27 protein-coding genes are annotated in these 26,925 nt (G+C 62.7%); 15 read left to right on the top strand and 12 right to left on the bottom strand.

What is annotated here, in order from left to right; all coding sequences use genetic code 11:
- Positions 1–215: hypothetical protein (locus THALAR_RS18670; protein WP_211264782.1), on the bottom strand; the 215-nt coding region annotated here is incomplete at its 3' end.
- Positions 216–305: 90 nt separating this feature from the next.
- Here THALAR_RS18670 and aroQ point away from each other — a divergent pair.
- Positions 306–749, top strand: a complete 444-nt coding sequence (gene aroQ / locus THALAR_RS04240; protein WP_040817193.1) for a type II 3-dehydroquinate dehydratase — start codon at positions 306–308, stop codon at positions 747–749.
- Positions 746–1,501: a LuxR family transcriptional regulator gene (locus tag THALAR_RS04235; RefSeq protein WP_040817190.1), complete on the top strand. Its 756-nt coding sequence runs from the start codon at positions 746–748 to the stop codon at positions 1,499–1,501. The genes aroQ and THALAR_RS04235 overlap by 4 nt, the downstream gene beginning before the upstream one ends.
- Positions 1,502–1,888: 387 nt before the next feature.
- Here the strand turns inward: THALAR_RS04235 and tsf are convergent, their stop codons facing one another.
- Both tsf and rpsB read right to left on the bottom strand, forming a co-directional pair.
- Positions 1,889–2,764 (bottom strand): translation elongation factor Ts, encoded by an 876-nt coding sequence (gene tsf, locus THALAR_RS04230; protein ID WP_021100252.1) that lies wholly within the window; start codon positions 2,762–2,764, stop codon positions 1,889–1,891.
- A gap of 80 nt (positions 2,765–2,844) precedes the next feature.
- Positions 2,845–3,618, bottom strand: a complete 774-nt coding sequence (gene rpsB, locus THALAR_RS04225) for a 30S ribosomal protein S2 (protein ID WP_040817187.1) — start codon at positions 3,616–3,618, stop codon at positions 2,845–2,847.
- A gap of 254 nt (positions 3,619–3,872) precedes the next feature.
- Between rpsB and THALAR_RS04220 the strand changes: the two genes are divergently transcribed.
- From THALAR_RS04220 to THALAR_RS04210, 3 genes are all read left to right on the top strand, one after another.
- The gene (locus tag THALAR_RS04220; RefSeq protein ID WP_021100249.1) at positions 3,873–4,748 is read left to right on the top strand and encodes a PfkB family carbohydrate kinase; all 876 of its coding nucleotides are present in this window, start codon (positions 3,873–3,875) and stop codon (positions 4,746–4,748) included.
- Complete coding sequence (locus THALAR_RS04215; RefSeq protein WP_021100248.1) at positions 4,745–5,647, top strand: pseudouridine-5'-phosphate glycosidase; 903 nt, start codon at positions 4,745–4,747, stop codon at positions 5,645–5,647. The genes THALAR_RS04220 and THALAR_RS04215 overlap by 4 nt, the downstream gene beginning before the upstream one ends.
- A 98-nt stretch (positions 5,648–5,745) precedes the next feature.
- A complete protein-coding gene (locus THALAR_RS04210; protein ID WP_021100247.1) occupies positions 5,746–6,450 on the top strand; it encodes a DUF502 domain-containing protein in 705 nt (234 codons plus the stop codon).
- Positions 6,451–6,456: 6 nt separating this feature from the next.
- Here THALAR_RS04210 and THALAR_RS04205 read toward each other — a convergent pair whose 3' ends face one another.
- Both THALAR_RS04205 and THALAR_RS18925 read right to left on the bottom strand, forming a co-directional pair.
- A complete protein-coding gene (locus THALAR_RS04205) occupies positions 6,457–8,268 on the bottom strand; it encodes an extracellular solute-binding protein (protein ID WP_021100246.1) in 1,812 nt (603 codons plus the stop codon).
- A gap of 537 nt (positions 8,269–8,805) precedes the next feature.
- Positions 8,806–9,690, bottom strand: coding sequence for a calcium-binding protein (locus tag THALAR_RS18925; RefSeq protein WP_154666742.1), 885 nt, complete (start codon positions 9,688–9,690; stop codon positions 8,806–8,808).
- A 127-nt stretch (positions 9,691–9,817) separates the two neighbouring features.
- On the opposite strand from THALAR_RS18925, the gene THALAR_RS04195 reads away from it, so the two are divergent.
- Together THALAR_RS04195 and THALAR_RS04190 are read left to right on the top strand one after the other, a co-directional pair.
- Positions 9,818–10,603, top strand: a complete 786-nt coding sequence (locus tag THALAR_RS04195; protein ID WP_021100243.1) for a 3-hydroxybutyrate dehydrogenase — start codon at positions 9,818–9,820, stop codon at positions 10,601–10,603.
- A 91-nt stretch (positions 10,604–10,694) separates the two neighbouring features.
- Positions 10,695–11,726 (top strand): patatin-like phospholipase family protein, encoded by a 1,032-nt coding sequence (locus tag THALAR_RS04190; RefSeq protein ID WP_021100241.1) that lies wholly within the window; start codon positions 10,695–10,697, stop codon positions 11,724–11,726.
- Between the two features lie 14 nt (positions 11,727–11,740).
- Here the strand turns inward: THALAR_RS04190 and THALAR_RS04185 are convergent, their stop codons facing one another.
- Positions 11,741–12,187: an MAPEG family protein gene (locus THALAR_RS04185; protein ID WP_021100240.1), complete on the bottom strand. Its 447-nt coding sequence runs from the start codon at positions 12,185–12,187 to the stop codon at positions 11,741–11,743.
- Positions 12,188–12,197: 10 nt separating this feature from the next.
- Positions 12,198–12,461 (bottom strand): YciI family protein, encoded by a 264-nt coding sequence (locus THALAR_RS18775; protein WP_021100239.1) that lies wholly within the window; start codon positions 12,459–12,461, stop codon positions 12,198–12,200.
- On the opposite strand from THALAR_RS18775, the gene THALAR_RS18020 reads away from it, so the two are divergent.
- Positions 12,420–12,815, top strand: coding sequence for a TetR/AcrR family transcriptional regulator (locus THALAR_RS18020; RefSeq protein WP_021100238.1), 396 nt, complete (start codon positions 12,420–12,422; stop codon positions 12,813–12,815). The two genes, THALAR_RS18775 and THALAR_RS18020, sit on opposite strands and share 42 nt — an antisense overlap.
- Positions 12,816–12,884: 69 nt before the next feature.
- Here THALAR_RS18020 and THALAR_RS04170 read toward each other — a convergent pair whose 3' ends face one another.
- The gene (locus tag THALAR_RS04170) at positions 12,885–13,508 is read right to left on the bottom strand and encodes a helix-turn-helix domain-containing protein (RefSeq protein ID WP_040817674.1); all 624 of its coding nucleotides are present in this window, start codon (positions 13,506–13,508) and stop codon (positions 12,885–12,887) included.
- Positions 13,509–13,565: 57 nt separating this feature from the next.
- Here THALAR_RS04170 and THALAR_RS04165 point away from each other — a divergent pair, with 57 nt between their 5' ends.
- From THALAR_RS04165 to THALAR_RS04150, 4 genes are read left to right on the top strand one after another with little or no spacing between them, the layout of a single operon-like run.
- Complete coding sequence (locus THALAR_RS04165) at positions 13,566–15,053, top strand: class I adenylate-forming enzyme family protein (protein ID WP_021100236.1); 1,488 nt, start codon at positions 13,566–13,568, stop codon at positions 15,051–15,053.
- The gene (locus THALAR_RS04160) at positions 15,046–15,690 is read left to right on the top strand and encodes a DsbA family oxidoreductase (RefSeq protein ID WP_021100235.1); all 645 of its coding nucleotides are present in this window, start codon (positions 15,046–15,048) and stop codon (positions 15,688–15,690) included. The genes THALAR_RS04165 and THALAR_RS04160 overlap by 8 nt, the downstream gene beginning before the upstream one ends.
- Entirely contained in the window at positions 15,687–16,163 is a 477-nt protein-coding gene (locus THALAR_RS04155; protein ID WP_021100234.1) for a metal-dependent hydrolase, read from the top strand. Before THALAR_RS04160 ends, THALAR_RS04155 begins: the two co-directional genes overlap by 4 nt.
- Complete coding sequence (locus tag THALAR_RS04150) at positions 16,160–17,347, top strand: multidrug effflux MFS transporter (protein WP_021100233.1); 1,188 nt, start codon at positions 16,160–16,162, stop codon at positions 17,345–17,347. Before THALAR_RS04155 ends, THALAR_RS04150 begins: the two co-directional genes overlap by 4 nt.
- 246 nt (positions 17,348–17,593) lie before the next feature.
- On the opposite strand, the gene mfd is transcribed toward THALAR_RS04150, so the two are convergent.
- A complete protein-coding gene (gene mfd, locus THALAR_RS04145; RefSeq protein WP_021100231.1) occupies positions 17,594–21,040 on the bottom strand; it encodes a transcription-repair coupling factor in 3,447 nt (1,148 codons plus the stop codon).
- A gap of 31 nt (positions 21,041–21,071) precedes the next feature.
- Complete coding sequence (locus THALAR_RS04140; RefSeq protein WP_021100230.1) at positions 21,072–21,593, bottom strand: hypothetical protein; 522 nt, start codon at positions 21,591–21,593, stop codon at positions 21,072–21,074.
- 177 nt (positions 21,594–21,770) lie between these two features.
- Here THALAR_RS04140 and hemB point away from each other — a divergent pair, with 177 nt between their 5' ends.
- From hemB to THALAR_RS04125, 3 genes are all read left to right on the top strand, one after another.
- Entirely contained in the window at positions 21,771–22,769 is a 999-nt protein-coding gene (gene hemB / locus THALAR_RS04135) for a porphobilinogen synthase (RefSeq protein WP_040817673.1), read from the top strand.
- Complete coding sequence (locus tag THALAR_RS04130) at positions 22,766–23,137, top strand: hypothetical protein (protein WP_021100228.1); 372 nt, start codon at positions 22,766–22,768, stop codon at positions 23,135–23,137. Before hemB ends, THALAR_RS04130 begins: the two co-directional genes overlap by 4 nt.
- A gap of 128 nt (positions 23,138–23,265) precedes the next feature.
- Complete coding sequence (locus THALAR_RS04125; protein ID WP_021100227.1) at positions 23,266–23,823, top strand: lipid-binding SYLF domain-containing protein; 558 nt, start codon at positions 23,266–23,268, stop codon at positions 23,821–23,823.
- A 120-nt stretch (positions 23,824–23,943) separates the two neighbouring features.
- Here the strand turns inward: THALAR_RS04125 and guaD are convergent, their stop codons facing one another.
- Positions 23,944–25,239, bottom strand: a complete 1,296-nt coding sequence (guaD, locus tag THALAR_RS04120) for a guanine deaminase (protein WP_021100226.1) — start codon at positions 25,237–25,239, stop codon at positions 23,944–23,946.
- 72 nt (positions 25,240–25,311) lie between these two features.
- Positions 25,312–26,916, bottom strand: a complete 1,605-nt coding sequence (locus THALAR_RS04115; RefSeq protein ID WP_040817183.1) for a xanthine/uracil/vitamin C permease — start codon at positions 26,914–26,916, stop codon at positions 25,312–25,314.
- Positions 26,917–26,925 lie beyond the last annotated feature (9 nt).

Raw genomic sequence — 26,925 nt, 5'->3', positions numbered from 1 at the left:
TGAGATAGAGGAATCTGTCGCAACGAGACTTGAGCCTTCACGCACGAAGCGGAGCCCGCGTGGCGCGCGTCATCGGCACCACTCTCTTCAAAAGACAAGGCAATCAACTGAGTTCGCTCAACCTTTCGCCTCATGATTGGAGCGTTCCGGCATTGCCGTTCCATCGCCACCGCGTTGGCTAAAAAATCAAAGTCTGCAAAGGCGCAATTCAACAATCTCTGTAAACCCGATGAAATAAGTGTAAACTACTCGACAGAGGCGCACACGCGTCCTAGGTTTTTGTCGCGTGTGTCGAGGGAGGGTGAATGTCGTCTGTAATTGTCCTTAACGGGCCAAATCTTAATTTGTTGGGCACACGTCAGCCCGAGGTTTATGGCTCCGTCACGTTGGCGGATGTCGAAAATCTGTGCATTGAGCATGGCAAGTCATTGAACTTGCAGGTTTCTTGCTTGCAGTCCAACCACGAAGGCGCGCTGATCGACGCGATACACGACGCCAAGGGCAAGCATCGCGGCATCGTGTTGAACGCCGGTGCGTTCACCCATACGTCGGTGGCGCTGATGGACGCCATTGCCTCCGTCGAGCTACCCGTTGTCGAGGTTCATCTGTCCAACATCCACGCCCGCGAAGCGTTCCGCCACAAATCCTACATCGCCCCGGTAGCACTGGGGCAGATTGCCGGCTTTGGCGCAAAAGGGTACGTGCTGGCGCTTGATGCACTGGCCGATCACTTGGGAACACGGTCATGATTCAGGAGCATCTCAGCCGTTTACTAGCAAGCAATTCGCTTGAGGATGTCTGGTCGATGCACACGGCAAAAATGGCCGAATACGGGTTTGACCGGATCGTTTACGGCTACACAAGATTCCGCACGGGAACGACCTTGGGCGACCTGCAAGACGCCCTGATCCTGACCAATCACGACCCCGCCTATGTCGAGCATTTCGTAGGTGACGGCGCCTATTATCAGGGACCGATGGTGGCCTGGGCCGCCGAGAATGTCGGGGCATGCAGCTGGCGGATGATCCAGGAGATGGCCATGTCCGGCAAGCTCTCCCCCGGCGAGATGGAAGTCGTCGCCCTGAACCAGCGACTGGATGTGACCGCCGGTTATACGGTCAGCTTCCATGACGTGTCGCTGCGTGCCAAGGGGGCTACGGGATTGACCGCGCGTCGGGGACTGACGCAGGACGACGTGGACGAGATCTGGGAAAAGCATGGCGAGGATCTGGAGCTTGCCAACAAGGTCATGCACCTGAAGGTCACGCAATTGCCCCACACGACGGGCCAGCGCCGCCCCCTCACCGCCCGCCAGCGCGAGGTGCTGGAATGGGTGGCAGACGGCAAGACGATTCAGGACACGGCAACCATCATGGGCCTGAACCCCGCGACCATCGAAAAACACCTTCGGCTGGCACGCGAGACGCTTGATGTGGACACAACGGCGCAAGCGATCCTCAAGGCATCGAGCCAGAACCAGTTTTTCCTGATCGAACGGTAGGTCCGCCCTGCCCCGACCCGAGCCAACACCCTGAAATCATAGCACGAATCCCGCATTCATGCTGCTAGCCTTGCCAAGCTTATTGTCGAGGTATGGAAAGCCGTACTTTGATTCTGCGGCGCGGAGGAGCAAGTATTAGGCATGTCTCATGAGTGACGGTTTCGGCCGTGAGACACATGTTAGGGTGCACCTTGCATACCAAGGCTTGCTGCCTGCGGGGCCTGATCCCGTTGGCGCGCATTTGCCAAGGCTTCGACAGGTCTTGGCCGGTGTTTGCTCTCCTCCCTGTCGGGACCCCATCATCCCCAGCGTGGGGGTCCGGCTACAAAGAAACGGCGCGACGGGTATATCCCTCGCGCCGTTTTTATTTTCAGAGAGCGGACAAGCTTAGCCTTTCAGCGTCGCCGCAACTTCGTCTGCGAAGTTCTCTTCTTTTTTCTCGATGCCCTCGCCAACTTCCAGACGTTTGAAGCCGGTGATTTCCACGCCGGCTTCCTTGGCGGCTTCGCCAACGGTCAGGTCGGGGTTCACGACGAATTGCTGGTTCAGCAGGGTCACTTCGGCCATGAACTTCTTCATGCGGCCAACGATCATCTTCTCGATCACCGCTTCCGGCTTGCCGGATTCGCGCGCGATGTCCATTTGAACGGTCTTCTCTTTCTCGACCACGGCCGGGTCCAGATCATCCTCGGACAGCGACGCGGGGTTCACAGCAGCCACGTGCATCGCGACCTGCTTGCCGAACGCTTCGTTCTCGGCGGACAGGGCAACCAGAACACCGATTTTGCCCATGCCGTCAGCCGCCGCGTTGTGCACGTAGGATACGACCGAGGGGCCTTCCAGACGAGCCATGCGGCGCAGGGACATATTCTCGCCGATGGTGGCGATTTTGGCGGTGATGACATCAGCGACAGATTTGCCGCCCATATCGGCAGCGGCCAGCTCGTCGGTGTTTGCCGCGCCCAGTGCCACGTTGGCAATACCGGAAACCATGGCTTGGAATTCGGCGTTCTTGCCGACGAAGTCGGTTTCCGAGTTCACTTCCACAGCGACGCCCACGCCACCGTCGACCTTGACGGCCACGAGGCCCTCGGCGGCGGTGCGGCCGGATTTCTTGGCGGCTTTCGCCAGACCTTTGGTGCGCAGCCAGTCAACCGCGGCGTCCATGTCGCCATCGGTCTCGGTCAGCGCTTTTTTCGCGTCCATCATGCCCGCGCCGGTCGTGTCGCGCAGTTCTTTCACCATTGCAGCGGTAATCGCCATCTTGGTACTCCTGAATAGAAATTGGGGGGATCCCGAAGGCCGCAGATCGGGCCTTCGGGGGAATAGATCATGCGAAAGGCTTAGGCCTCTGCGGGGGCCTCGGCAGCAACGGCTTCCTCGGCCGGTGCTTCTTCCATGGCACCGATGTCGACGCCAGCCGCGCCCATTTGCGCCTGCATGCCGTCCAGAGCCGCACGGGCCACCAGATCGCAGTACAGGCCGATGGCGCGCGATGCGTCGTCGTTGCCGGGGATCAGGTAGTCGATGCCGTCTGGCGAGCAGTTGGTGTCAACCACGGCGATCACAGGAATGCCCAGCTTCTTGGCTTCGGCAATGGCGAGGTCTTCCTTGTTGACGTCGATGACGAACAACAGGTCAGGCACGCCGCCCATTTCGCGGATGCCGCCCAAGGAGGCTTGCAGCTTGCCCTGGTCACGCTCCATGCCCAGACGCTCTTTCTTGGTCAGGCCGGTGAAGCCGTTTTCCTGCGCTTCGTCGATGGACCGCAGTCGGTTGATCGAGTTGGACACGGTTTTCCAGTTGGTCAGCGTGCCACCCAGCCAGCGGTGGTTCATGTAATATTGCGCGCATTTCTCTGCGGCTTCGGCGATCGGGCGTTGTGCCTGACGCTTGGTGCCGACGAACAGGATGCGGCCGCCTTTTGCTGTGGTGTCGCGCACAACTTGCAGCGCCTGGTCCAGCATGGGGACGGTTTGGGTCAGGTCCATGATGTGGATACCGTTCTTGGCGCCGTAGATATACGGGGCCATACGCGGGTTCCAGCGTTGGGTTTGGTGACCAAAGTGAACGCCAGCCTCAAGCAGCTGACGGAGCGAAAATTCTGGCAAAGCCATGTCCGTTTTCCTTTCCGGTTTAAGCCTCAGCGGGGTGTCAGAGGCATTTGCCTCAACCGGTGGACGTCATGGGATTTCTCCCCCAATCGGCCCGACCCCGCCTGCGAAGTGAGCGCCAACTACCCCAAGCGCCCCTGCGCTGCAAGCCCCAAAGGCCCAAAAGCCGACGATCCCCCTATATCACTGCGCCGCGACCCGCTTGAAGTGCGATATCCTCTTGAACACACGCCCGTGGCCTGCTTTTAGGTCATGCCATGAGCAAGACGCCTGACATCCTGTGCATCGGTGCGGTCCTGTGGGACATCATCGGACGCCATGACCAAGACATGGAGCGCGGTAACGACCGCCCCGGTCTCATCACCCGCGCGCCGGGCGGGGTTGCGATGAACATCGCCATGGCGTTGCAGGCCTATGGCATGACCCCTGCCCTGCTGACCGCAATAGGGACAGACGAGGAAGGCGACGAGCTTATGCGGGCCTGCGCAGGCTTGGGCATGATCACCGACCATATCTATCGCCCCAAGGGGCTGCCCACCGACCGCTATATGGCCATTGAGGGCCGCAACGGGCTTATCGCCGCCATTGCCGACGCGCACTCGCTGGAACAATCCGGAGATGCGATCCTCGCGCCGATGAGCGCCGCCTTGTCCGGCTGGACAGGGCTTGTGGCGGTGGATGGCAATCTGACCGTGGACCTGCTCACCCAAATCGCCGCCGACGTCACTTTCGCCAAGGCCGATCTGCGTCTCGCGCCCGCCTCGCCCGGCAAGGCCGAACGCTTGCGCCCGTTCCTCAGCCACCCCACCGCAACGCTCTATGTGAACCTCGAAGAGGCGGGATTGCTGCTCGGCTCCGTCTTTCACGACAGTGCGACCGCTGCCACCGCGCTGTTGTCCCAAGGATTGCACCGCGCGCTGGTCACCAACGGGGCAGAGGCCGCATCGCTGGCCGCGGATAACACCCTGTTAACCTTCACACCCCCCAAAGTTCAGGTGAAACGCATCACCGGCGCGGGGGATACGTTTATGGCGGCCCATATCTCCGCCGAATCCCAAGGCGCTACGCCGCAGGCCGCGCTACAAAACGCCATGACCGCAACCGCCACCTATATTTCCGGAGACAGCTATTGATCCCCTTGCACTACGCCCCCGAAGTCGAGGCCGCCAAAGCGGCTGGCCAGCCCATCGTCGCGCTTGAAAGCACGATCATCACCCATGGCATGCCCTACCCGCAAAACGTGGAAACCGCGCGCGAGGTAGAGCAAACCGTGCGCGACGCCGGTGCGGTGCCCGCCACCATCGCGGTGATCGACGGGCAGATTCATATCGGCCTGACCGATGACCAGTTGGAGGCTCTGGCGCAGGCCAAGGACGTCGCCAAACTGTCCCGCGCCGACTTCGCCGCGTGCCTTGCGACCGGTGGCACAGGCGCCACGACCGTTTCCGCCACCATGATCGCCGCGCATCTGGCCGGTATCGAGGTCTTCGCCACCGGCGGCATCGGCGGCGTGCATCGCGGCGCGGAATTGAGCTTCGACATCTCCGCCGACCTGCAAGAGCTGGCCCAGACCCCCGTCACCGTGGTGGCCGCAGGGCCGAAAGCCATTCTCGACATTCCAAAAACGATGGAGGTGCTGGAAACCCTCGGCGTGCCTGTCATCGTCTACGGCCAGGACACCCTGCCCGCCTTCTGGTCGCGCGAATCCGACATCGACGCCCCGCTGCGCATGGATGACGCCGCCGACATCGCCAAGGCACAACGGATACGCGCCGCTCTGGGCCTGCCTGGCGGCCAACTCGTCGCCAATCCGATCCCGCAGGCGGACGAAATCCCCGCCACGACCTTGTCGCCGATCATCGCGCAGGCGCTGGAAGAGGCCGAAGCGCAGGGAATCGACGGCAAATCCGTCACCCCCTTCCTGCTGGACCGTATCTTCACCCTGACCGAAGGCGCGTCCCTGACCGCCAATATCGCTCTGGTGCTCAACAATGCGAGGCTGGCGGCGGAAATAGCCCGTAATCTGGTCTAACCAATCGCGATCGAGCGCATTCTCCCACTGCCCGCTTGTAGGACGGGCAGTGGGACCATAGATATGTGTATTAGTTGTTAAAGAGATATCTGCCGCCAATGCTGCTCGACGACATGGACCCCGACCACAAAAAGCCGCCGCGCAAGGCGGGTCTTTTCTCGCGCATGCGCAGCAACTTTCTGGCAGGTCTGGTGGTCATCGCCCCTATCGGGCTGACCATGTGGCTGATCTGGAGCATCGTCGGCTGGATCGACAGTTGGGTGCTGCCCTTCGTCCCCTACCACTACCGCCCCGAGCAATATATCGGCATCAACCTGCGCGGCGTCGGCGTGCTGTTCTTCCTGCTGTTCACCATGATGGTGGGCTGGATGGGCAAGGGTCTCCTTGGCCGGTCGCTGTTGCGCTTCGGTGAAAACCTCGTCGACCGGATGCCGGTCGTGCGCTCGATCTATAACGGGTTGAAGCAGATCGCGGAAACGGTGTTCTCGCAGCGCGAAACCTCGTTCGAGAAGGCCTGTCTGGTCGAATACCCCCGTCGCGGTATCTGGGCGATCGCCTTCATCTCGACCTCCGCCAAGGGCGAGGTCGCACGCGGCATCCCGACCGACGGCGGGTTGATGTCTGTCTTCCTGCCGACCACGCCCAACCCGACCTCCGGCTTCCTGCTGTTCGTGCCAAAATCCGACATTATCGAACTGGACATGAGCGTCGAGGACGCCGCCAAGCTGGTGATTTCGGCCGGCCTCGTCTACCCGAACAAGGCCGACCCGTCGAAGCCGCCCGCAGAGATCGCGGCGCAGTAGCGCCCCCTACTCAGACCACCACACATCCGGCTGGAACCCGATCCAGTCGCCATAGACCGGCAGCGTGTCGGGATATTTCAGGTTGGCGTCATGGGCCAGCATCGAGACGTTGGAATACCACAGCGGCACGGCGTAACGCCCTGCCGTCAGAATGCGGTCCAGCGCCTTGACCGCCGCGCGGTAGTCCTCTTGGCTCTCCGAGGTCAGCATCGTCTGGATCATCGCCTCCGCCGCCGGTGACGCCATGCCCATCAGATTGCGCGAGCCGGGATTGTCCACCCCGTCACTGCCCCAATAGGCCACCTGCTCGTTGCCGGGGCTGAGCGACAGACCGCGAATAAAATGTGTCATGTCAAAATCATAGGCGTCGATGCGCTCGTTATACTGCGCGCTGTCGACCACCGTGACGGTCGGGAAAATGCCCAGCCGTTCCAGTTGTGCCTTGTAGATGTTGATGATCGCCTGATGCTCCGCGCTGCCCTGCTTGAGCAGGATTTCCAGCGCGAACGGCCTGCCATCCGGTCCTGTCAGCACACCGTCCTTGACCGCCCAGCCCGCCTCTTCCAGCAGGCGCGATGCCTCGCGGATGCCCTTGCGGTTGCGCGCGGAGCCGTCGCCCGCGGGCAACTCGTATCCCTCCAGCGTGCCGGGCAGAAGCTGGTCGCGGTAAGGCTCCAGAAGCTCGGCCACCTTGCCGGTGGCCGCCCCCGGCTCCATGCCCAGAACCGAGTTGTGGAAGTAGGACGCGATGCGCGGCAAGCCTTCACCGCCATTCATCTTCTCGTTGATGAACTCGTAGTTGAACGCCTGCAACATCGCCTCGCGCACACGCCAGTCCTTGAAGATGTCGCGCCGCGTGTTCATCACGAACCCGTCCATGCCGGTGGGCCGCTCATGCGGGATCTCGGATTTGATCACCTCGCCGTTCCGCACGCGCGGGAAATCGTATTGCTGGTCCCATTTGGCCCTGCTGGTCTCGCGCAGGGTGTTCAACTCGCCCGCTTTGAACGCCTCGAACATGGCGGTGGCGTCTCCGTAGAACTCCATCCGCAGCTCGTCGATATTGTTGGTGCCCCGCCGGAACGGAATATCGCGGCCCCAATAGTCGGGATTGCGCTTGAGCGACACGAAACGCCCCGCCTCGAAATCGTCGATGACATAGGGCGCGGTGGTGATCGGGATCGTCGTCAGGCCGCTTTCGCCGAACTCCACACCGTCCCACTGCGCCTTTTTCAGGATCGGGCGCATCCCCATGATCAGCGCCAACTCGCGGTCCGGTTCCGTGAAGGTGAAGCGGATCTTGCCGTCATCGGTGATTTCCGAGGATTTGATCTTTTGCCAGGTGCTCGCGTAGATCGGGTGACCTTCGGTACCCAGCGTCTCGTAGGACCAGATCACGTCCTCCGGCGTCACCGGGCTGCCGTCCGAGAATCGGGCCTCGTCGCGCAGCTTGAATTCGACCCAAAGATCGGTCGAATCGGTCTCGATGGTCTCTGCCAGCAGCCCGTAAAGCGTGAACGGCTCGTCATAGGACCGCCCCATCAGGCTCTCATATGCGAGGAAGCGAAGCTGCCAAGGAACCCGGCCCTTGCGGATATGCGGGTTCAGCGAATCGAATCCCCCCACCTCTCCCGTGACCATTTTGCCACCTGTCGGCGCATCCGGATTGGCGTATGGCAGGGACACAAAGTCTGGTGGAAGGACAGGGTCGCCATACATAGCTATGCCATGCTGCGGCTCCGCCAAAGCCGTGGATGCTGCAAGGATTGCAGCGCAGCGAAGTCCCACGCGCACAAATCGGAAATAGTTTGGTTTCATTCTGGTAACAATCCTTCAGGCGCCTGCTCTTGTTAAGGATCATGCTACGCAGGGTTTCCAGCCTTTTCAAACTTTTAGCTTGGCGGGCGGCGGTGAAATGCTTATAACGGTGTCACTGCTCGATAGGTTTCTTGCCTGTATGAAACCTGCCTCAATAACTTAACGCCAGCTTCGTGCTGGCGTTTTTTTTTGGCAGTTTTCAAATGTTGACCCAGCCACATCCTGCGCCTGTGCATCAGCCGCCTCTTTGGTGACTTGACCGCTCAAGAGAAAACAAATGTCGCGATCCGACGCTCTAATGGCCCTCGGGGAATGATCTCGTGGATGCGGGAGACGGTTGAGACCGGCACAATGACCGACAACCGGCGAACAGGTGATCTACCGGATGGCATTCGTCAAACTGTGATCGCGCATTGCTGCGACGACCGAAAACGCTAGAGCAGAAATCGGTAAATCTGAATCACTCAACGCTGCCTGAAATCAAAGATTTCAACGCGTTGAGTGATGCGGTCTGTTGCAGATTAAACCGATTTCGCTTTAAGCGATCAAATCATCTCCGCCCAGAAAATCCCCGACCGTCAGGTCGTCCAACTCGATCCCGCGCAGGCGGATCGTCAGGCTGGCGCCCGCATCCAGCAGCGTCGACGGCATCTCGAACACCACGCTTGGCCCGTGCTGCGAGGCATTTGCCAGAAACAGTGCCAGCGCCGCCGTCGCACTACCCAATGCAGGGTCCAGAGCAAGCGTGTCTTCGCCATGGGTGAAGTCGTTGACGATCATCTCGCTCGTGCCGGTCAGCCCGTCGGTTAGGAAGACGAAATGATCCGCTCCTGCGCCGCCCGTCAGCGTGTCGCGCCCGCCAAAGCCGTAGAGCATGTCGTCGCCTGTACCGCCATCCAGCTTGTCGTTGCCCAGACCGACACGCAGCACGTCATTGCCCGCCCCGCCGCTCAGGTGGTTGTTGCCTGCCGAGTCCGACAGAATGTCGTCGCCACCCTGCCCGTAGAGCCTGTCATCGCCGCGATTGCCCTCCACCTTGTCGTTGCCCGCGCCGCCGTAAAGCCGGTCGTTGCCCGCCCCGCCGCGCAGCACGTCATCACCCGCACCGCCCGCCACAAGGTCGTCGCCATCGCCCCCGTCCAGATTGTCGCGGCCGCTGCCGCCGTTCAGCCGGTCGTTGCCGATGCCGCCTTGCATCCGGTCATCCCCGTCCTGCCCCCAAAGCGTGTCGTCGCCTTCCAGCCCGAAGATCCTGTCATCACCGTCGCCGCCGCGAAACGTCTCTGCCATCGCGGTTCCGGTCAGGATGTCGTCCCCGTCGGTGCCAAGCACCGTCACCGCCATAAGAAGCGATGGACTGGCGGGAGGCAGGTCCGAAGATGCGGGGTCGGTGGTGAAGTCGGGTAAAAACAGATTTTTCATGGCGCCAGCTTTGCCCGCAAACCGCGAAGATTCGGTAAACTCCACGCGACGCGCCTCATTGCCCCTTCATTTCGCATCTGCAGCAAGTTATGCCTGACGCAAAGCACACGTCGAAAGGACCACGCCCATGACCCTCCCCGCCCCTCTGTCCGGCAAGACCGCAATCATCACCGGCTCCAACTCCGGCATCGGCCTCGGCATCGCGCGAGAGCTGGCCAAGGCGGGTGCCAACGTGGTGCTGAACTCCTTCACCTCCAGCAAGGAGGATCACGCGCTGGCCGACGAGATCACGCAAGTGACCGGCAACGAGGCGCGCTACATCCAGGCGGACCTGTCCAAGGGCGAGGACGCCCGCCGTCTGATTGAGACCGCAGGCAAATGCGACATCCTCGTCAACAACGCAGGCATCCAGCACGTTGCCCCCATCGACGAATTTCCGGTCGAGAAATGGGACCAGATCATAGCGATCATGCTGAATTCGGTCTTTCACACCACCGCCGCCGCCCTGCCGATGATGCGGGCTGCGGGCTGGGGTCGGGTGATCAACATCTCCTCGGCGCATGGCCTGACCGCCTCGCCCTACAAATCCGCCTATGTCGCCGCCAAGCATGGCGTCGTCGGCATGACCAAGGTTGTCGCGTTGGAGACCGCGCAGGAGCCGATCACCGCCAACGCCATCTGTCCGGGCTATGTGATGACGCCGCTGGTCGAGAGCCAGATCCCCGACACCATGAAGAAATACGACATGGACCGCGAAACGGTGATCAAAGAGGTCATGCTGGAGCGCCAGCCTTCCAAGGAATTCGCCACCACCGAACAGCTGGGTGGCGTGGCCACCTTCCTGTGCTCCGACGCGGCGACGCAGATCACCGGCACGACGATCAGCGTGGACGGTGGATGGACCGCGTTGTGACCACCGTGATGCAGGGCATCACGACGCGGGGGAATAGGCGGTTTTCACCAGAAAATCTGCCGACCCGCCCCCTTGCCAAGCCAGCCACCCCATGACCCGCAAACGCATCAACCTCGCCCTGCAAGGCGGCGGTGCCCATGGCGCCTTCACTTGGGGCGTGCTGGACCGCATCCTCGAAGACGACCGGCTGGAGATCGCCGCCATCACCGGCACGTCGGCGGGCGCGCTGAACGGGGCGGCGCTGAAATCCGGTCTGGTGCAGGGCGGCGCGGATTGCGCCCGCAAAAAGCTCGACTGGCTCTGGGGCGAGATCGGCGGCTCCGACCAGTCTCATCTGCATAGCTGGATGCAGGGGGTAACGCCCCGTTCCGTCAGTCAGGCGGTGGAAAACTCGCCCTACTACCAGACGCTCGACATTCTCAGCCGCATGTCCAGCCCCTACAGTCTGGGCCTGCTCTATACCCACCCGCTGCGCTCTGTCGTGGAACAGCTCAATTTCGACGAGGTCTGCGCCAAGGAAGGCCCCGACCTGTTTATCTGCGCCACCAATGTGCGCAGCGGCAAGATCCGCATCTTCGGGCGCGAGGACACCGATACCGACGCCATTTTGGCCTCCGGCTGCCTGCCCACGATCTTTCAGGCGGTGGAAATCTACGACCCCAAGACCGAACGCATCGAGGCCTATTGGGACGGCGGCTACATGGGCAACCCCGCCCTGTTCCCGTTGTTCGAGCCGGAATTCCCCGCCGATGTGCTGATCGTCAAGATCAACCCCCTGCATCGCGAGAACCTGCCTCGCAAGGCCACGGAAATCCAGAACCGCATCAACGAAATCAGCTTCAACGGATCGCTGCTGCGAGAGTTGCGGGCCATCCAGTTTGTCCGCGAGCTGATCGCCAGCGGCAAGGTCAAGCGCGGCACCATGAAAGATGTGCTGGTGCATATGGTCGCCGACAACGCCCTGATGAACGAGCTGTCCGTCGCCACCAAGACGATCCCCACCCCCTATATCCTGCACGAGTTGAAAACCGCAGGCCGCCGCGCCGCCGACACATTTCTCGACACGCATTTCGACGATCTGGGCGAACGCTCCACCGTCGATCTGCGCGCGATGTTCGGCTAGACGCGCAGTTCAGGTCAGAAGCGCCCAAACTGCGGTGCAGGCAAGGATAATGTTGAACAGCAACCCAGCCATGAACACCATGGTTCTGGTCCCGCCCGCAGCCTTGCCAACGCCGCTGTATAATAGACCACCCAGAACGCCAGACGCCACGCGCGATAGAGGGCCGCCAGCCAGTTCACCAACAAGGGCGATGCGCCCGCGATGATTGCCACCAGCAACGCCCAGCCAAAGGCGGGAAACGTCTCGGCGGAGTTGGCGTAGGTCCGTATCGCGCGAAAGCTCAGCTTTGAGTGATCGTGCTGCAGCGGCATTCCGGGGACCTGCTCCTCGCTCGCATAGGCCAGCGGGGCGGTGGCGAAATTCCGGATCAGAACCACGAGTGACAGGGCCGCAAGCACCACGAAAGACGTATCGTAGGCGGCCAGATACGGCACGGCGTCTAACAGCGAACGGATTGGCATATCCACGGGCCTACATGTCCATCTGCATGGCTTCGGCAATCTCGATCGTGCCGCTGCCGCTCAGATGCGGGCAACCCCCGATCAACGCAGTGGCGTCCTCCATCGTGTCGGCCTGAATGATCGTGATGCCCGACAACGGGTTGGCGCCGCCACCCTCCTCGACCCCGCTGGCCGTGACGGTTATCGACGGGCCGACCGCCACGGCTTCCGTGCCGTCACCATAGACATGGTCATGGAGCAGACGGGCCTCCCACGCGGCGGCTTCTACAATCACTTCAAGACCAAGGAGGCCCTGTTCAGCGCGGCAGTGTCCAGCTTCCTGATGGGGCGCGGCGCTGTGTGGCGCGAGGAGGCCGGCATTGATCCGACCAACCTGAAGCCCGAAATGGCGTTGCACATGATCGACGCCTACCTGTCTGCGAAACACTTGGGCGATCTGGACGGCCAGTGCCCGATGATCGCCCTGCCCTCCGACGTGGCGCGGGCGAGCTCCGAGGTGCAGGAGGCATTCCAGCAATTGCTGACCGCCACGGTGTGGCTGTTCGAGACCAACATGAGCGCCGAGACCGAAGACACCCGCCGCGATGCCCTGTCAATGGCCGCCCTGTTCCAAACCCACCTGCCCTAGCCGCACGCCGCCAGAGATGCACCCTTGGGCTTCATCTTGGCAAAAATATTCCCCCCGGAGGGTCCGACCTCACCCCAGCGACGTCACCCACAGGATCAGCGCATCCTCCGCGCTGGTCGACACCACGTTATGGCCCATCGAGGCGTCATAATAGGCGCTGTCGCCGCGCTTCATCTCCACCGGCTCGTAGAACTCGGTGAACAGGCGCACGGAGCCGGTCAGCACGTAAAGGAATTCTTCACCATCATGGCGTACCCAGCCGTCGAACTCGTCGACGCTGCGCGCGCGAATGCGGGCGCGGTAGGGCAGCATCGCCTTCTTGGTCAGCCCGCCTGCCAGCAATTCGTGCTCATAGGTCGGCGTCACATGCGCCGCCCCCTCGTCCACGCGGGTCACGTCCATCCGCCCGTTCACCTGAGCGCGTGACGGCGGGGTGAACAGCTGCGGCATGCCGATGCCCAGCCCTTCGGCCAGCTTCTTCATCAGCTCGAAGGTCGGTGACATCTGCTCGTTCTCGATCTTCGACAGGGTGGACCGCGCAAGCCCCGCCCGCTGTGCCGCCTGCTCCAGCGTCCAGTTGCGCGCCTTGCGCAGCTCCCGCACGCGTGCGCCAAGGTTCAAAGGCTCCACGGGGTTGTTCTCGCCGCTTTCGCGGGCAAGGCGGATCAGGCTGGGCTCGGTGCTTGCGGTCATGGCCGTTCTCATACCCCCCTCTTGCAGCGGCTGGCAATGGGGGCTAGCCCTCTGCCCATGCAATTCTCCGTCTTCGATCAAGGCCCTCCGCCGCCCTGCCCTGCGCCGTTCAACATGGCGGCCTATGTGCTGTCCCACGCGAGCGCTCTGGGTGACAAAACCGCGCTCGAAGTGGTGGGCGGAGTGCGCGACGTCCTGACCTACCGTGCGCTCTATGACCGCGTGACAGAGGTCGCCGGAGGGCTGCGTGCGCAGGGGCTCAGCGAGGGCGACCGCGTCCTCTTCCGTCTCGGCAACACACCCGATTTCCCCGTGGCCTATCTGGCCTGCATTTGGGCGGGTCTGGTCCCGATCCCCGCCTCGTCGCAACTGACCGTGCCGGAGGCGACGGACATCGCAAGCCAAACCGGCCCCGCCCTGATCCTGCATCAAGACGGCGTCTCCCTGCCCGATCATCCCGCGCCGGTCCTGACCACGCTGCCCCAAGCCGACCCGATCCCGCCCGTCATGGGCGATCCGAACCGGCTGGCCTATATCATTTTCACCTCCGGCACCTCCGGCCGGCCCAGCGGCGTGCGCCATGCCCATCGCGCCATCTGGGCGCGGCGGATGATGTGGCAGGGCTGGTATGGCCTGACGCCGGACGACCGGATGATGCATGCGGGCGCGTTCAACTGGACCTATACACTTGGCACCGGCCTGATGGACCCGTGGAGCATCGGGGCCACGACGCTGATCCCCGCCTTGGGCGTGCCGTCCTCGGCTTTGGGTAATCTGGCGTCCGAGCATGACGCCACTATTTTCGCCGCTGCACCCGGTGTTTACCGGCAGATGTTAAAGTCACCCTTGCCGCCCTTGCCCCATCTGCGCCTCGGCCTGTCCGCTGGTGAAAGCCTACCCGACGCGCTGCGCACGCAATGGCGCACGCAGACCGATACCGACATTCACGAAGCGCTCGGCATGTCGGAATGCTCCACCTTCATCTCCGGCTCGCCCGCTATGCCCGCCAAAGCTGGCACCTCCGGCAGGCCCCAGCAGGGCCGCCGCATCGCGGTGCTGGAGGAAGGCAAACCCGTGCCGCCCGACACCCCCGGCCTGCTCGCCATCCACCGCGACGATCCGGGGCTGATGCTGGGCTATCTCGGCGCGGACCTGCCGGGCGGCGACTGGTTCATCACCGCCGACACCGTCACCATGAGCGCGGACGGCGATATCACCTATATGGGCCGCAATGACGACATGATGAACGCGGGCGGCTACCGTGTGTCGCCGCTGGAGGTCGAAGCCGCCTTCGCGGGCTTCCAAGGCATGACCGACTGCGCCGCCACCGCCGTGGAAATCAAGGCCGACACTGACATCATCGCGCTGTTCTACACCGCAGACAAACCCCTTCCCGAGGAGGACTTGCGCACTCATGCACAGGCCCTGCTCGCCCGCTACAAGCAGCCGCGCCTTTACATCCACCGCGACACGTTGCCAAAAGGGGGCAATGGCAAGCTGAACCGGCGCTTGCTGCGCGACACATTTGAGGCCCCCGATGGTTAAGCTCGACATTATCTCCGACGTGATCTGCCCATGGTGCTACATCGGCAAGGCCCATCTGGACCGCGCGCTGGAGGCCGCTCCGGACCACCCGTTCACCATCGAATGGCACCCGTTCCAACTGAACCCGACGATGCCCGAGGGCGGCATGGACCGCCGGGAGTATCTTGAGCACAAGTTCGGCGGCAAGGAAGGCGCGGTGCGCGTCTACGCCCAGATCGCCGAGGCTGGCGAGGCGGCCGGGCTGGAAATCGACTTCAGCGCGATCCAGCGCACGCCGAATACCATCAACGCCCATCGCCTGATCCATTGGGCGGGGCTGGAGGGGCGGCAGACCGCCATCGTCTCCAAGCTGTTCCGCGCCTATTTCAAGGAAGGCCGCGATATCGGCGACATCGAGGTTCTGCTCGACGTGGCCGAAGCCGCAGAGATGGACCGCGAAATGGTCGCCCGCCTCATGGCGACCGATCAGGACATTGACGACATCCGCGCCCGTGACGCCAACGCCCGCGAGCGTGGGGTGACCGGCGTGCCGACCTTTGTCGTCGCAAACCAGCACGTCCTGCCCGGCGCGCAGCAGCCGGAGCTTTGGGCCAATGTGATCGAAGAAATCAACGCGCAGCTTGCAGCGCAGCCATGATCACCGCCCACCTCCCTTCGGGCTACGTTCTGGGCCGCACCGCGCGGCGCTACGGGGTGCATCCGTGGCTGATGCCCGCCGCGATCATCGGCGCGGTGCTGCCTGATCTGGACCTGATCTGGTTCTACCTGATCGACGGCGGCGCCGTTCACCACCATTACTACTGGGTGCATATCCCGTTTTTCTGGTTGCTGGTCTGGCCCCCCACCATGCTGGCCCTGCATCGCTGGAAGCCAAACTGGCTGCCCCCTGCCCGCGCCTTCTTTGTGGGCATCCTGCTGCATCTGATCCTTGACACCGTCGCGGGCGATATCGCGTGGGGCCTTCCCTTCACCGACCAGCTGTTCCACCTGTTCACGGTGCCTGCCACCCAAAGCCATTGGGTGCTGTCCTACATGCTGCACTGGACCTTCTCGCTGGAGCTGATGATCTGGGCGCTGGCCATCTATCTCTTTGCCAAGGCCAAGCTATGAGCGCCGCCATAAGGCGCCTGTCGCGCCCCGAATTCATCGCGCTCATCGCCGCAAACATGGCTCTCACCGCATTCAGCATCGATTCGATGCTGCCCGCCTTGCCCGAGATCGCCCAAGCCCTGACACCCGATGCCCCCAACCGCGCGCAACTGGTGCTGACCAGCTTCGTCTTCGGCATGGGGCTTGGTACCTTGTTCACCGGCCCGCTGTCGGACAGTTTCGGTCGCAAGCCGGTCATGTTCGGCGGCGCAATCCTCTATGTCATCGGCGCTTTGCTGGCCGCCCATGCGCAAAGCCTCGACACCATGCTGGCAAGCCGCGTAGTGCAGGGGATCGGCATGGCAGGCCCACGGGTGGTGACGCTGGCCATCGTGCGCGACCAGTATGAGGGGCGCACCATGGCGGCGATCATGTCCTACGCGCTGATGATCTTCACACTGGTCCCCGCCGTGGCCCCCCTTCTGGGCAGCTACATCATCGCGGGCTTCGGCTGGCGGGCGGTGTTCTACAGCTTCATCGTTTTCGCGTTTCTCGCCATCGGCTGGCTGATGGTCCGTCAGGCCGAGACCCTGCCGAAAGAGGCCCGCCGCCCGTTCAACCCCTCGGCGCTGGTGACCGCCACGAAGGAGTGTTTCGGCTACAAGGTCTTCACCCTGTCCACGTTTCTCCAAATCCTGTCCTTCGGCATGCTGTTCGGCTGTCTCAGCTCCGTCCAGCAAATCTTCGAGACCAGTTTCGACCGCGCCGCTTCCTTCCCCTACTGGTTCGCCCTGATCGCCCTTGTCGCAGGCTCCGCCTCGGTGCTGAACGCGCGGCTGGTGGTGCGGGTGGGTATGCAACGTATGATCGCGGCGGGCTTCGGGATGCAAATCTTCTTCTCCGTCGCGGTGGTTCTCGCGGGCCTGTCCACCAGCGTTCCGTTCCCGCTCTACGTCATCTGGACCACCTCCTTGTTCTTCATGGCGGGTCTGGTGATCGGCAACCTCAACGCGCTGGCGATGGAGCCCGTCGGCCACATCGCAGGCCTCGCGGCCTCGGTGCTGGGGGCCGTGGCGACGGTGCTGGGTGCGGCCATCGCGGCCCCCATCGGGCTGGCCTTCGACGGCACGCCGCTGCCGCTGGCAATCGCCACGACCATCCTGTCGACCCTCGGCTACGCCATCGTGAAGCGCGGCCTGCGCTAGGGTGCAACGCACGCAGGGTTAACGCGCTGGAAAGGCCCCGGCGGCTAAACCCCCGCTCGGATATCCAAAGACAGAAGACCAGGATCTCCCGCACCCTCGAACTCATCTTTTGCCGGATGCAGGGGGGCAAGGGCCGATCCGTTTTGCGCAAGACGGGAAACGATCCGCCACCAACCGGCGGCCGCCGACTTCTTTTCAGGGCAACGCGCCCGGCACCACATTACCGAGATACCAACCCCGCAAAGATCAGGCTTTCGCCTTCTTCGCCGGTTTGAACGTGCCCGCATGTTCCGCCAGATCGCGGGCAATGGCGAAGGCGCCCTTGATCTTATCCGCTTCCTTGCTCCAGTCCCGTTGCACCACAACCTTGTTGTCGCGCAGCTTGGCGTTGTTCTTCGGGTCCTGCAAATACGCCACCAACCCTTCGGGTTTGGCGAACTTGTTGTTGTGGAACTCGATCGTCGCCCCGCGCTCGCCCGCGTTCAGCTTGGCGATACCGGCGCGTTTGCACATCGCCTTGATCCGCACCACCAGCATCAGCGTGTTGACCTCGCGCGGCAGCTTGCCGAAACGGTCGATCAACTCGGCGGCGAAGCCTTCCAGCTCCACCTTGGTGGTCAGGCCGGACAGGCGACGATACAGCCCCAGACGCACATCCAGATCAGGCACGTAATCCTCGGGGATCAGCACCGGCACGCCAAGGTTGATCGTCGGCGCCCATTGGTCGTCATCGTCGGTCAGGCCTTCCAACTGGCCGGAGCGTATCTTGGCCACCGCCTCCTCCAGCATAGACTGGTACAGCTCGTAGCCAACCTCGCGCATGTTGCCGGACTGCTCCTCGCCCAGAACATTGCCCGCGCCCCTGATATCAAGGTCTTGGCTGGCGATGTTAAAGCCCGCCCCCAAGCTGTCAATCGACCCCAAAACCCGCAACCGCTTCTCGGCGGTGGGCGTCAGTTTCTGACGCGGCTTGGTGGTCAGATAGGCGTAGGCGCGGGTCTTGGAGCGGCCCACCCGTCCGCGTATCTGGTAAAGCTGGCTAAGCCCGAACATATCCGCGCGGTGGATGATCATCGTGTTGGCGGTCGGAATGTCGATGCCGGATTCGATGATCGTGGTCGCCAGCAGCACGTCATATTTGCCGTCGTAAAACGCATTCATCCGGCTGTCCAACTCGCCCGGCGCCATCTGCCCGTGGGCGACCAGATAGGTCACCTCCGGCACATGTTCCTTCATCCAGGCCTCGATATCCGGCAGGTCGGTGACGCGCGGCACCACGTAGAAGCTTTGCCCGCCGCGGTAATGCTCGCGCAACAGCGCCTCGCGCACGGTTACGGTGTCAAACTCCGACACATAGGTGCGGATCGCCAGACGGTCGATGGGCGGGGTGCCGATGATCGACAACTCCCGCACGCCCGACAGGCTCAGTTGCAACGTGCGCGGGATCGGGGTGGCCGACAGGGTCAGCACGTGAATGTCCGAGCGCAACTGCTTCAGCCGCTCTTTATGTTGCACGCCAAAGTGTTGTTCTTCATCAATAATCAGCAGCCCGAGGTTCTTGATATTGACCTGTTTCGACAGCACCGCATGGGTGCCCACTACGATATCCACGGTGCCATCCGCCAGCCCCTTGCGGGTCTCGGCGGCCTCCTTGGTGCCGACGAACCGCGATAGTTGCCGCACGGTGATCGGGAAGCCGCGGAAGCGGTCCTTGAAGCTTTGCGTGTGCTGGCGCGACAGCAATGTGGTGGGTGCGACGACCGCCACCTGCAAGCCGGACGCCGCCGCGATAAACGCCGCCCGCATGGCGACTTCGGTCTTGCCGAAGCCCACGTCGCCGCAGACCAACCGGTCCATCGGGCGGCCCTTGGCCAGATCGTCCATCACCGCCTCGATGGTGGTTAACTGGTCCTCGGTCTCCTCGTAGGGGAAACGCGCGCAGAACGCCTCCCACATATCCGCAGGGGCCTCCAGAATGGGCGCACGGCGCAATTCGCGCTCGGCGGCGATGCGGATCAGGCGGTCGGCCATATCGCGGATGCGCTGTTTCAACCGCGCTTTCTTGGCCTGCCACGCCCCGCCGCCCAGCTTGTCGAGCAAACCTTCCTCATGGCCGTAGCGCGACAGCAGTTCCACGTTCTCGACCGGCAGATACAATCGGTCCCCGCCTGCATATTCCAGCAGGATGCATTCGTGCGGCGCACCGGCGGCGGTAACGGTTTCCAGGCCGATATAGCGCCCGATGCCGTGGTCGACATGGACGATCAACTCGCCCAACGACAGCCCTTGCGCTTCGGTCAGGAAATTCTCCGCCCGCTTGGTTTTCTTGGCGCGGCGGATCAAGCGGTCGCCCAGCACGTCCTGCTCCGAGATCACCGCAAGACCCGCAGCGGTAAAGCCCTGTTCCAGCCCCCAGACCGTCAGATGAACGCCGCTTTTGCGCACATCCTTGAAGGATGACACCAGCTTGACGTCGTGGATATCCTGATCGCTCAGCAACCCGTGCAGCCGCTCCCGCGCGCCGTCCGAGAAGCTGGCGATGACCACAGCACGTTCGTCCTTGAGCGCATTAACATGATCCGCCAAGGCACTGAATATGTTGCGGTCTTCGGCTTGGCGTTCCGGCGCGAAGTTGCGCCCGATGCGCCCACCTGCATCCACCACACCTGCCCCCGTCGCTTGCGGCAGCACGGCCAGTTGCAGCACGCGGGTGTCAGTTAACGCTTTCTTGAAGGCGGCATCGTCCAGATACAAAAGCTGCGGCGGCACGGGTTTGTAAACGCTGTCCATCCGCGCCTTGGATTTCAGCGCCTCGGTGCGGTTTTCATACTGGTCGGCGATGCTCTCCCACCGCGCCAAACGCGCGGGCGCAGTCTGGTCGTCCAGCGCCACAACGGCTTCGGGCAAATAGTCAAAAATGGTTTCCAGCTTCTCGTGGAAGAAGGGCAACCAATGCTCCACACCCTGATGCTTGCGCCCTGCGGACACCGCTTCATATAGCGGATCATCCGTCCCCGCCGCGCCGAACTCGATGCGGTAGTTCTGGCGGAACCGCGTGATCGCCGCCTCGTCCAGAATGACCTCGGAGACAGGTGCCAGCTCCACCCGCGTCAGCTTCTCGGTCGTGCGCTGCGTCGCTGGATCAAACCGCCGCGCGCCGTCCAGCACGTCGCCGAACAGGTCCAGCCGCACAGGGCCGGATTCGCCCGGCGGGAAGATGTCGATGATGCCGCCGCGAATGGCGTAATCGCCCGGCTCCATCACCGTGGGGCTTTGCGAAAAGCCCATGCGCACAAGGTAGTCACGCAAGGCTGTCTCGTTGATCTGGCGGTCCACCTCGGCCACGAAGGACGCGCCCGCCAACACCTCCCGCGCCGGCACATATTGGGTCGCGGCGTTCAACGTCGTCAGCAGGATAAACGGCCCCGGCACGCCGCCCGCCAGCGCTGCCAAAGTCGCCATCCGCGCGGCGGCCACATCGGCGTTGGGCGACACGCGGTCATAGGGCAGGCAGTCCCATGCGGGGAAGTCCAGCACCGGCACTTCCGGCGCGAAAAAGGCCAGCGCGGTGCGCATTGCGGCCATACGCTTGTCGTCGCGGGCCACATGCACCACGGGGCCGCGCTCAAGCTCCTTAAGCAGCAGTTGCGCGTCAAAGCCCTCGGGGGCGCCGGAAATCGTGATCATATCCATGGCGGCTGACCTAAGTTATCGGGGGCGGGTGTCAACCGCCCAGCACGCCCACGGACAGGTTGTGGAACATTCCCCACATCGACGTCACAAGGATCGAAAACATCCCGATCACCTGAATGGCCAGCCGGTGGCGGCGCAGTTTCAGCCGGATATCGCCAAGCGAGTTGTGGTCGATCCGCCGCGCACAACGCACCGACAGCGCGAAGACCAGCGACATGGGCGCGAAGATCAGAAACAGCGCCTGCGAAAACTCCAGCCCGTAGTAGAACCCCATCAGCGCCAGCGCGGTCAAAGCGAAAAAACCGAACCCCACCAGCCAGTTACCAGCCGTGTCTGCGATATAGGTGAAGCGGTTGGCGTTGACGCGGACAAGGTCTTTCAGGTCCTGCTCCACCTGCCCGCCATATTTGACCGCGCGGGCGACCACGTCATAGGGCACGCCGATGACATAGTGCGACGCCGCCGACCATGCGTAGGCCAGCGTGATCCAGAACCACAGGTTGGAGAAAGAGCGCATGTCGATCAGCTCGAAAGCGGTTGTGTAGAAATCCACGCTTGAGGCGCCTCTTCGGTCTTGGTGTTGTAAAGGCGCACCCTAGTCGCGGATTGCGGCGATGGAAAGACCAAGGCTGCGGCATTTGAGACCGGCAGCGGTGCCGGGGGCTTGAGGCATATGGGATATCATGCGACCACTGGCAAAATCGCACCACGAAAGCCGCCCGCCATGCCCTTGACGCCCATCAACGCGCCCTTCCCTGCCACCCGCCTGCGCCGCTTGCGCCGCATGCCTGCCTTGCGCGGATTGGCGGCTGAAAACACGTTGAGCGTGAACGATCTGATCTGGCCGATCTTCGTGATGGAGGGCGAGGATGACGCGTATCCCATCCCCTCCATGCCCGGCGTGTCGCGCCTGACCCTTGACCGCGCGGTGGACGCCGCAAAAGAAGCCCGCGGCCTCGGCATTCCCGCGATCTGCATCTTTCCCTATATCGAGCCGTCCTTGAAAACCGACGACTGCGCGCTTGCCTGGTCCCCCGACAACCTGTCGAACCGCGTCACAGCGGCGATCAAGTCTGCGGTGCCGGAGGTTGCGGTTATGACCGACGTGGCGCTCGACCCCTATAACGCCTCCGGCCATGACGGCATCGTGCGGGACGGCGTGATCGTCAACGACGAAAGCGTGGAGGCGCTGGTAAAGATGGCGCTGGCTCAGGCCGCTGCGGGGGCGGATATCCTCGGGCCGTCCGACATGATGGACGGTCGCATCGGCGCCATGCGCGGCGCGTTGCAGGCAGGCGGGTTTCAGGATGTGGCGATCCTCAGCTACGCGGCCAAATACGCCTCCGCCTTCTACGGGCCGTTCCGGGATGCGGTTGGCGCGTCGGGCGCTTTGACCGGAGACAAGAAAACCTACCAGATGAACCCCGCCAATTCCGACGAGGCGCTGCGGCTGGTCGCCCGCGATCTGGCCGAGGGGGCCGACATGGTGATGGTCAAACCCGGCCTGCCCTACTTGGACATCTGCCGCCGCGTGAAGGACCAGTTCGGCGCGCCGACCTATGCCTATCAGGTCAGCGGCGAATACGCGATGATCGCGGGCGCGGGTGCAAATGGCTGGATCGACGAGGAAAAGGTGATGATGGAAAGCCTGATCGCGTTCAAACGTGCGGGCTGCGACGGCATCCTGACCTATTTCGCCCCCCGCGCCGCAAAGCTGCTGGGCGCATGAGTTTCGCCGCCGGACAGGTCTGGACCTTCCCCGAGCGCGAGGGCTGCCCGCAACTGACCGTCACCATCGGACGCGTCGATACTGCCGCCGATCTGGGGGCGGACCCCGCAAATTCCGCCGTGCTGTCGGTCTCGATCACCCCCGACGCGGAGGCCGAGGACTGGCCCGCCGTCGGGCACACCCCCATCGCCGCTTCGGCCTTCGCGGGCGGGGAACTGGTGATGGACGGCGTCACCCCGCCCGAGGACTTCGACGATGACTACGACACATGGCGCAGCGCTTTTGACGCGGGCGAGGCTGGTGTCTTCACCACCGCCCCACCCGACGCCTACAGCGCGATCCTGCAAATCTACGCGGAACGGGACTAAGCATATCGGCGATCCCCCGCCCAAACTGGGCGCAATTTGCGTGACATCGCGGCCCCCTTGCCTTATTTTATCCACAAGGCCCGATTTTCAGAGGTCAACGGCAGTATAAAAATATAGGCGGAACTCCCATGAGCATTCTTTCCCGGCGCACATTTCTTGCGACCACCGGCAGCGCAACCCTTCTGGCGGCCTGCGGCAACGGCGTGAACTCTCAAGGCGGCGCGAAAATCGACGCCCGCGTCGATAGCGCGTTCGACTTCATGTATAACAATGTCGGCGGCACCACCGACCTCGCCAACAAGGCGGCAGGCATCCTGATGATGCCGCTGGTCTCGGAGGCTGGCTTCGGCATCGGTGGCTCCTACGGGCGCGGCGCGCTTCGGGTCAATGACGTGACGGTGGATTACTACTCGACCACCGCCGCCAGCTTCGGCTTCCAGATCGGCGCACAGCAATACGCCCACGCCCTGTTCTTCATGACCGAGCAGGCCCTGTCGGACTTCCGCCGCTCGCCGGGCTGGACCCTCGGCGCGGATGCCCGCTACGCGGTGGCCAATGACGCCGGCAATCTGGGCGTGGACACCACCACCGCCCTTAGCCCCGTGATCGCCGTGGTCTTCGGTCAGGCCGGCCTGATCGCAGGCGCCCAGATCGAGGGCAACAAGTACAACCGCATCATCCCGTAGAGCTTTTGACTGCGCGGGAGGGGGGCGACACCTCTCCCGCCGCGCCCTATCGTGCCATGGCGTCGCCAGTTTCGCATCGCCTCTGGTGAGACGTAACTCTTGTGGATACGCTGATCCATCTCAGCCCTCCTTCTGGGCCATGCCCGCGACGTAGGTTTGGGCGATGGCGCGGTCGTCCCCCATCATCTGGATAATGAAGAGTTCGTCCGACAGGGTTTCGGCCCGGTCCATGCGCAGATCCATCGCCGGTGTGGCGCGGGCGTCGAGCACCACGACATCGGCCTCGGTCCCCGCATCGAGCGTGCCGATCCTGTCCGCCATCCCCAGCACGTCCGCATTGCCGCGGGTGATCCAGTGAAACGCCCGCAGCGTGTGCAGGGCCTGATCCTGCAACTGAAGGATTTTGTAGCCCTCATTGAGCGTCTGGAGCATCGAATAGCTGGTGCCCGCCCCGATATCCGTGGCGATGCCGCTCTGGATGCCGCGTGCGCGCAGGCTGGCGTCGTCGAACAGACCGCTGCCGAGGAACAGGTTCGAAGTCGGGCAGAACACCGGATGCGATCCGGTGTCTGCTATCGCCCCAATCTCGCGGTCTTTCAGATGAATGGCGTGCCCCAACAAGGTGCGTGGCCCCAGCAGGCCATAGCCTTCGTAGACGTCGAGATAATCGCGGGCATTCGGATAAAGTTCGGCCGTAAATGCGATTTCATCGTGGTTCTCGGACAGGTGGGTCTGGACGTAGCAATCGGGATGCTCGGACGCCAACGTCCCCGCCATGGCAAGCTGTTCCGGCGTCGAGGTTATCGCGAAGCGCGGCGTGATTGCGTAGGAGGCACGCCCGGTGCCGTGCCACTTTTCGATCAAGGCCTTGCTGTCGTCATAGGCTGATTGCGGCGTGTCCAGCACCGTCTCCGGAGCGTTGCGGTCCATCATCGTCTTGCCCGCGATGATCCGCATATCGCGGCTGGCGGCCTCGGAGAAAAGGGCCTCCGCCGATGCGGCGTGGACGGAGCAGAAGGCGACAGCGGTTGTCGTTCCGTGATCGGTGAGCATCTCGCAAAACCGCCCCGCCATCGCTCGGGCGTGCTGCGTGTCGGTATATTCCGCCTCTGCGGGAAAGGTGTATCCGTTGAGCCAGTCGAGCAACTGACTGCCCCAGCTGGCGATAATCTGCACTTGCGGGAAGTGGATATGGGTGTCGATGAAACCGGCCATCAGCAAATGCGGACGGTGATCTATGACCGTCGCACCGCTGGCTTGGGGCGCGACCTGGGCATACTCTCCCGAGGCGGCGATAATACCATCGCGCATCAGCACCGCGCCATCTTCGATGTAGCTGTAGGCGGCGCTGTCATCAGGTCCGGCAGGCTCCGAATGGAACGTCAGAATACGGCCGCGCAAAAGGGTGTCGGTCATGGAAGAAATGCCTTCGAGGGATTGGTGGAGATGGGCGAGGCGATACTGAGACCGCCTCGCGTTATCGGTGTATCAGGCGCGGTCGAACGCGGGTGTGTTATCATCCAGAATATCAGGCTCATCCGGCACGATGATGCGGTGCTCAAGGTCTTCGCTGGGGGCAACGCGCGGATAGACCAGCATGAAGGCCCCGATAATCAGATAGCCGATGGTGATCGTGTCGAGCTGCGGCATCTGCAAGGTGTAGCTGTGAATGATGCCGACCGATGACATGACGGCAGCCGCGATGGCGAAGCCGCCCGCCTGTTTGAACCTGCCGTCGATCACGTCCGCCACGATGGCCCCCCAGACCAGACCGGTGATGATCGCCCCTTGGGACAGCGCCAGATGGCCTTCGTAATGCGCCCCTTCCATCAGCAACGCGGCGGTCAGCTCGCTGTCGCCCAGAGCGGGCAGGCCCTCGACGCCAGTGTTGCGCAGGGCGTTCATCAGAGAGCCCCATTTGGTCATCAGGAAGTTCGAGATATGGGGCAGGATCGCAAAGGCGACAGCGGCCATATGGGCAGGCTTCACCGCGTAGCCGGTATTGGTAATCAGGCTGACGGCCACGAACACCAGAACGGGGGCAGCGGCGGCAATCGGGATCAGACCGGCTAGGAACGACAGAAACCCGAGGAACGCGGCGGCACCGATCACCAGTGCAACAGCGACGATATAGCCCGCATGCGCCCCCATGCGCTTATAGGCCGGATGGCCGATATAGACCGTGGTCGGGAATGGCGAGCCGAACAGTGCGCCGATCATGGTGCCTGCCCCGTCCGTTACCTGACAAACAGCCACGGGATAGCTGTCACCCGCAGCCTCCGCGGATTCCACGTTGTTCATCGTCTCGATGAAATTGTAGATCTGCACGGGGATCAGCACGAGGAACAGCTCGGGGTTGGCGAACAGGTACTGGATGCCCGCGATCATGTCGCCGAAATATGGCACCGGCACAAAGACCCCGATGCCGTCGGTGTTGAACGACGACTGCCCCAGAAAGATCGCGATGACCGTGCCGACCGCGATGGCGACCAGACCGGCGGGCACATTGCCCGGCAGACGGAAACGCCCGATCAGCCCCCAAAGGATGAACAGCAGCGATGTAAAGCCGATCAACGGCGATTCGAAGATGGTGGCCAGCGGCACGGAGCCAATGAACACCAGCGCGATACCACACAGCGTCCCCAGCATCCCCGCACGCGGCGTGATCCGCTTCAGAAACGGCCCGACAATTGCGCCAAGCGCCGCGACGATGCCGCCCATGAAGCCCGCGCCGATGCCCACCTGCCACGCCAGCAGCGAGTCGCCGGTGGCCCAGTAGATCGGGCCGATGACGCCGAACAGATAGACGAACATCACAGGGGTCGAGATGCCGTAGGGCAAGGCCGTCACGTCCTTGCCGTGTTTGTCGGCAAGCCATTTTGCCATCAGCGTATAGACGACAACCCCCGCAAGGATCGCCACCGCCGCGCCCGGCACGATGCGGCCGAAGACGATTTCGGCGGGCATCTGAAACACGAACTGGCACACGCCAGACAGGATCAGAAGGTTGACGAGGTTGTCGGTGAACAAGGCCCAGAACGCATTGAAGTCGCTCCGGTCGAACAGCTTGTAGCTGTAGGTGGTATCGGACATTTCGGGTTT

Source organism: Litoreibacter arenae DSM 19593, from assembly GCF_000442275.2.
Taxonomy (GTDB): Bacteria; Pseudomonadota; Alphaproteobacteria; order Rhodobacterales; family Rhodobacteraceae; genus Litoreibacter; species Litoreibacter arenae.
Note: the sequence above shows the minus strand (reverse complement) of the source record. Positions and strands in the feature narration are given on the sequence as shown.

What these genes read in the sequence shown, in the direction of transcription:
- THALAR_RS04235 (WP_040817190.1), top strand. Translation starts at nt 746, where the DNA reads ATGATTCAGGAGCATCTCAGCCGTTTACTAGCAAGCAATTCGCTTGAG.
- THALAR_RS04165 (WP_021100236.1), top strand. Translation starts at nt 13,566, where the DNA reads ATGCAATTCTCCGTCTTCGATCAAGGCCCTCCGCCGCCCTGCCCTGCG.
- THALAR_RS04115 (WP_040817183.1), bottom strand. Translation starts at nt 26,916, where the DNA reads ATGTCCGATACCACCTACAGCTACAAGCTGTTCGACCGGAGCGACTTC.
- aroQ (WP_040817193.1), top strand. Translation starts at nt 306, where the DNA reads ATGTCGTCTGTAATTGTCCTTAACGGGCCAAATCTTAATTTGTTGGGC.
- THALAR_RS04185 (WP_021100240.1), bottom strand. Translation starts at nt 12,187, where the DNA reads ATGCCAATCCGTTCGCTGTTAGACGCCGTGCCGTATCTGGCCGCCTAC.
- THALAR_RS04130 (WP_021100228.1), top strand. Translation starts at nt 22,766, where the DNA reads ATGAGTTTCGCCGCCGGACAGGTCTGGACCTTCCCCGAGCGCGAGGGC.
- THALAR_RS04170 (WP_040817674.1), bottom strand. Translation starts at nt 13,508, where the DNA reads ATGACCGCAAGCACCGAGCCCAGCCTGATCCGCCTTGCCCGCGAAAGC.
- THALAR_RS04195 (WP_021100243.1), top strand. Translation starts at nt 9,818, where the DNA reads ATGACCCTCCCCGCCCCTCTGTCCGGCAAGACCGCAATCATCACCGGC.
- THALAR_RS18020 (WP_021100238.1), top strand. Translation starts at nt 12,420, where the DNA reads ATGGAGCAGACGGGCCTCCCACGCGGCGGCTTCTACAATCACTTCAAG.
- THALAR_RS04205 (WP_021100246.1), bottom strand. Translation starts at nt 8,268, where the DNA reads ATGAAACCAAACTATTTCCGATTTGTGCGCGTGGGACTTCGCTGCGCT.
- THALAR_RS04125 (WP_021100227.1), top strand. Translation starts at nt 23,266, where the DNA reads ATGAGCATTCTTTCCCGGCGCACATTTCTTGCGACCACCGGCAGCGCA.
- rpsB (WP_040817187.1), bottom strand. Translation starts at nt 3,618, where the DNA reads ATGGCTTTGCCAGAATTTTCGCTCCGTCAGCTGCTTGAGGCTGGCGTT.
- THALAR_RS04150 (WP_021100233.1), top strand. Translation starts at nt 16,160, where the DNA reads ATGAGCGCCGCCATAAGGCGCCTGTCGCGCCCCGAATTCATCGCGCTC.
- THALAR_RS04190 (WP_021100241.1), top strand. Translation starts at nt 10,695, where the DNA reads ATGACCCGCAAACGCATCAACCTCGCCCTGCAAGGCGGCGGTGCCCAT.
- guaD (WP_021100226.1), bottom strand. Translation starts at nt 25,239, where the DNA reads ATGACCGACACCCTTTTGCGCGGCCGTATTCTGACGTTCCATTCGGAG.
- THALAR_RS18925 (WP_154666742.1), bottom strand. Translation starts at nt 9,690, where the DNA reads ATGAAAAATCTGTTTTTACCCGACTTCACCACCGACCCCGCATCTTCG.
- THALAR_RS04210 (WP_021100247.1), top strand. Translation starts at nt 5,746, where the DNA reads ATGCTGCTCGACGACATGGACCCCGACCACAAAAAGCCGCCGCGCAAG.
- mfd (WP_021100231.1), bottom strand. Translation starts at nt 21,040, where the DNA reads ATGGATATGATCACGATTTCCGGCGCCCCCGAGGGCTTTGACGCGCAA.
- THALAR_RS04160 (WP_021100235.1), top strand. Translation starts at nt 15,046, where the DNA reads ATGGTTAAGCTCGACATTATCTCCGACGTGATCTGCCCATGGTGCTAC.
- THALAR_RS04155 (WP_021100234.1), top strand. Translation starts at nt 15,687, where the DNA reads ATGATCACCGCCCACCTCCCTTCGGGCTACGTTCTGGGCCGCACCGCG.
- THALAR_RS04220 (WP_021100249.1), top strand. Translation starts at nt 3,873, where the DNA reads ATGAGCAAGACGCCTGACATCCTGTGCATCGGTGCGGTCCTGTGGGAC.
- tsf (WP_021100252.1), bottom strand. Translation starts at nt 2,764, where the DNA reads ATGGCGATTACCGCTGCAATGGTGAAAGAACTGCGCGACACGACCGGC.